Source organism: Novacetimonas hansenii JCM 7643, from assembly GCF_000964405.1.
GTDB lineage: Bacteria > Pseudomonadota > Alphaproteobacteria > Acetobacterales > Acetobacteraceae > Novacetimonas > Novacetimonas hansenii.
Window position 1 is genome coordinate 1 of record NZ_BANE01000155.1, and the last position, 3,864, is coordinate 3,864.

General features: G+C 60.5%; 4 protein-coding genes. 1 reads left to right on the forward strand and 3 read right to left on the reverse strand.

Annotated elements, in window-relative coordinates; all coding sequences use genetic code 11:
- Positions 1 to 319: 319 nt before the first annotated feature.
- The 3 genes from B7G66_RS11000 to B7G66_RS17865 all read right to left on the reverse strand — a co-directional run bounded on the left by B7G66_RS11000 (position 320) and on the right by B7G66_RS17865 (position 2,111).
- Complete coding sequence (locus B7G66_RS11000) at positions 320 to 499, reverse strand: CsbD family protein (RefSeq protein ID WP_040512744.1); 180 nt, start codon at positions 497 to 499, stop codon at positions 320 to 322.
- Between the two features lie 781 nt (positions 500 to 1,280).
- Positions 1,281 to 1,514 (reverse strand): hypothetical protein, encoded by a 234-nt coding sequence (locus B7G66_RS11015; protein ID WP_003621593.1) that lies wholly within the window; start codon positions 1,512 to 1,514, stop codon positions 1,281 to 1,283.
- Positions 1,515 to 1,844: 330 nt separating this feature from the next.
- Positions 1,845 to 2,111: a hypothetical protein gene (locus B7G66_RS17865; protein WP_155116160.1), complete on the reverse strand. Its 267-nt coding sequence runs from the start codon at positions 2,109 to 2,111 to the stop codon at positions 1,845 to 1,847.
- Between B7G66_RS17865 and B7G66_RS11025 the strand changes: the two genes are divergently transcribed.
- Complete coding sequence (locus B7G66_RS11025) at positions 2,110 to 3,669, forward strand: MFS transporter (protein WP_141313058.1); 1,560 nt, start codon at positions 2,110 to 2,112, stop codon at positions 3,667 to 3,669. The two genes, B7G66_RS17865 and B7G66_RS11025, sit on opposite strands and share 2 nt — an antisense overlap.
- Positions 3,670 to 3,864 lie beyond the last annotated feature (195 nt).

The window sequence follows — 3,864 nt, forward strand, 5'->3', positions numbered from 1 at the left end:
CTGAAGCTTTTTGGGAAAAGCTTCACCAAAAACCTTTATGATTTTAGTGTGGTATTCATTCTGACTTTGTAAATAATCCCTCAGGTGCAGGGTGCCGCCACCCTTGGCCCGGCAGGGAAAGTATCATTTGGGCATCATGATTTTGGGGAACATAAAAAACGCATGCCATGGTGTCCCATGACATGCGCAAGGTGGTCTGCTGCGCCCCCGGTGGGTGGGCCTGCCCCGTTCCCCCACGCACCGGCATGGTGCGGTGGGGGATTGAGGTGACAGGGGGACGGCGTATGGTCCGTTGCCTCCGGTCGCAGGGGCAGGGGGATCAGATCTTGTTGATCGCGCCCTTGACGCTACCTACGGCCTTTTCAGCCTCTCCCTTCAGCTTCTGGGCGGTGCCCTTGGCCTGAAGTTCCTCGTTGCCTGTGGCCTTGCCGACGGTTTCCTTGATCGACCCGACGGTCTTGTCGGCTGTGCCCTTCAGCTTGTCGGTAAATTCACCCATGATGATGCTTCCTGATTCCGTTGATGTGTGTCCGTACCATATGGTGCGAACACGTCTGGTGGCCTGATCATGGCGATCCGCCATACAGATCCCAACGCCGCGATGGGCGTCGGGTTCCATTGGTGCGGAAAGTAACGCACCCTTTACTATGATATCCCATGTATTGATTGAGTGTTAATTTCAGGGAATAAAAACGCCGGGCATGATGATGGCATCCATCATTGTGCCGGGGATGTGCTGGCGCGCAATACATGCATCGTCACAAATGAAACACCCTGCCGTTATTGCAACATTGCAATGCGCATGCTGGGCTGTGCCCTCGCCCGGACTGCCGGCGCGGCGGGCGGGCATGTCCGAAACGGTCGGGCCAGTGCCATGGTGGGATGCGGGACGCATTTTGAAAAGGTAAATCCGATAAGAACATGAAATAATAAAAGTTTTTGGTGAAGCTTTTTTCAAAAAGCTTCGAAAGATGTTGCCTTTTTTGATCGAAAGGCAACAGAAAATATTTTCCTACTGTTTATCAAAGACCTGTTTTCAGACAGTCCCTAAAAACAACAAAAGGTTATGGATTCTACCTTTTTTCAAAAATGTGGCGTCTTCTGAAGATTTTTGGAAAAATATTCGCCAAAAACATTGATGATTTCAATGGGGCGCGGGTTCTGGCTTTTGCCAAAGGCATCATAAAGACGCCGCCTTTTCGGAAAAAGGCGACGTCCGGAAGGTTTCCATCAAAGACATTGTTCGCGAACGCAGGCATCCTGCCGCGTTCCGCCATCCCTTACCAGTAAGGATAGACCGGCGGAGGTGGTGGCGGCGGGGGTGGCCCGTAATACCGGCCCCACACGGGCGGTGGCCTGCGCCACATGGGCGGCGGCGGCGGTGGCCTGCGCCAGCCACGGCGTTCGTAACGCGGACCATAATGATAATAACCCGGCGGCATTGGCTGCGCCATGGCAAGCGCGGGCGCAAGGCCCAGCATCAGCGCCAGCGCACCAAATATCGTTTTCTTCATCCTGCATTCTCCACTAACGGGGCTGCCGGGTGACATATCGCACGGCCATTGCGGCAGGAGTGCGGAAATATCGCGGCACAATACCGCTGCATATCACTGCTGCGCCTTCCGGGTGGGAAAAAACCCCTGGTCCGGTAATTTTTGCTACCCCAGTATTCTTTGCAGGATCAGGAGGACCACCAGCGCCAAGGCGATTGAAATTATGCCTTCGATGATCTGGTCCTTCATCCTGCGTCATGCTCCGTGCTGTACCGACGCGGCGCATGGTGGCGCCATGGTGGTCATATGGCAACCACCTGTCCGCGCTGGCCACCGCCCGGTGCCGGTTGCTTACCACCCGCGTCCGCCTCCGCCATATCCGCCGCGCCCATACCCGCCGCGCCCGTCATGGTATCCGCCGCCATAATATCCGTCGCGATGATGGTGATGGTCGTGCCAGTCCCGGCCGCCGTAACACCCCGCAAGTGAGACAAGACACAGCAACAGCGCGACCGGGCGCAGGGACGCGGCGACACGCCTGCGCCCTGGGGTTCGTGCCTGTCCCTGTGCCCCGTCATGGCGGGGCGTGCGGAGGGTGGGGGTGCGCAATATTGTCATGATGATATTTCTCCCATGGTCCGTCATGGACCGCGTAGAAGCAGGGGGCCAACGGCTGGTGGCGGGCAGGGTTGCCGGGCGCGCGCATAATCCCCTATCCATGCCGGACATTGCCCCTGCCTGTCCTGATGTTGGCGCATGGCACCGTGAACCGAGGAACCCTGCTGATATGCCTGTGGAATGTGGCGGATATTTGCCCGTTGGCCTGCGACGGCGGCAGGTGGCGACGCGGATGGTATTCCTGGTGGTGGGGTTTGCGCTGGCGGGATGGGGGCCGCTGGTTCCGTTCGCGCGGGCGCGTGCCGGGCTGTCATCGGGGGCGCTGGGTATTCTGCTGCTGTGTCTGGGGTTGGGGTCGGTTGTGGGAATGCCGATTGCCGCGCGTCTGGTTGCGCGCGCGGGATGCCGACGGGTGCTGGTGGTCGCGTGTGCGCTGTTGTGTCTGGCGTTACCGGGGCTTGGGCTGGCCTCCACCTTTGTCACGCTGGCGGCATGCCTGTTGCTGTTTGGTGCGGCGATGGGGGCGATGGATTGCGTCATCAACGTGCAGGCCGTCGCGGTGGAACATGAAAGCAGGCGGCCCATGATGTCGGGCTTCCATGGCATGTTCAGTGTCGGCACGCTGCTGGGCGCGGCGGGGGCCAGCGGGGGGCTGGGCATGGGGATGTCGCCTGCGGGCATTACCGTGGCGGGTGTCATATGCGTTGGCGGCACGATCGCGCTGGCGGCGGGGGGGCTGCTGGGTCCGGTGTTCGGACCGGCGGTTGCGCCGGATGCTGTCCCGGATGCTGTCCCGGATGCCGTGACGGACGCTGTGCCGGGCGCTGTGCCGGGCGCTGCGGCGGAGTCCATGCTGGAATCCTTGCCGGGGATGGTGGCGGAATCATTGCCGGAATCCGACATTACATGCATCCCGGCATCCCCCCAGAAACCCACCACGGTGCATGATGGTGCCGCCCGCCCTGATGCCGCCCGCCCTGGTGTCGCACGTCGCCTGATGTTGCCGCGCGGCGTCGTGCTGCTGGCGGGGCTGATGTGCTGTGCCGCGTTTCTGGTCGAGGGCGCCATGCTGGACTGGAGTGCCATTTTCCTGTCCAGCGCGCATCACCTGCCGCCCGCGCGTGCGGGGGGCGGTTATGTGGCCTTTTGCGCCGCCATGGTGCTGGGCCGGCTGTCGGGGGATGCCGTCGTGCGGCGTATGGGCGATGCATGGGTGATCGGTGTGGGGGCTGCCTGCGCGGCGATGGGGCTGGCACTGGTTGTGTTGGCGCCCTCGCTTTGGGTTGCACTGTGCGCGCTGGCGCTGATGGGGGCGGGGTGTGCCAATATTGTCCCGGTCCTGTATGGCGCGATGGGCAGGCAGCGGATCATGCCGGTCGAGGCCGCCATATCGGGCATCACCATCATTGGTTATGCCGGGATACTGATCGGGCCTGCGCTGATCGGTCTTGTGGCGCAGTACAGCGGCCTGCCGATGGCGTTTGCGATGCTGGCGGCCATGCTGGTGGCGGTCGCGGCCTGCGCACGTGCCGTGGCGGGTGCCCCCCGCATGGGATGACGCCGCCACGGCATGGTCTGATGCCTACCGTCTGTTTTAAGCGTAATCGCCGTTTCAAAGGGAGGAAGGGAAATCCCCTAAGAGAGTGTTTGAAAACACATCATTGATAAAAAACAGGACAAGTTTCTGGGTGCCGTCTTTTGATCGAAAAAGGCGGCATCTTCTGAAGCTTTTTGGAAAAAGCTTCACCAAAAA

Bases quoted from the DNA above. Each gene is read 5' to 3' on its own strand.
- B7G66_RS11000 (WP_040512744.1), bottom strand. From the start codon at position 499: ATGGGTGAATTTACCGACAAGCTGAAGGGCACAGCCGACAAGACCGTC.
- B7G66_RS11015 (WP_003621593.1), bottom strand. From the start codon at position 1,514: ATGAAGAAAACGATATTTGGTGCGCTGGCGCTGATGCTGGGCCTTGCG.
- B7G66_RS11025 (WP_141313058.1), top strand. From the start codon at position 2,110: ATGATGATATTTCTCCCATGGTCCGTCATGGACCGCGTAGAAGCAGGG.
- B7G66_RS17865 (WP_155116160.1), bottom strand. From the start codon at position 2,111: ATGACAATATTGCGCACCCCCACCCTCCGCACGCCCCGCCATGACGGG.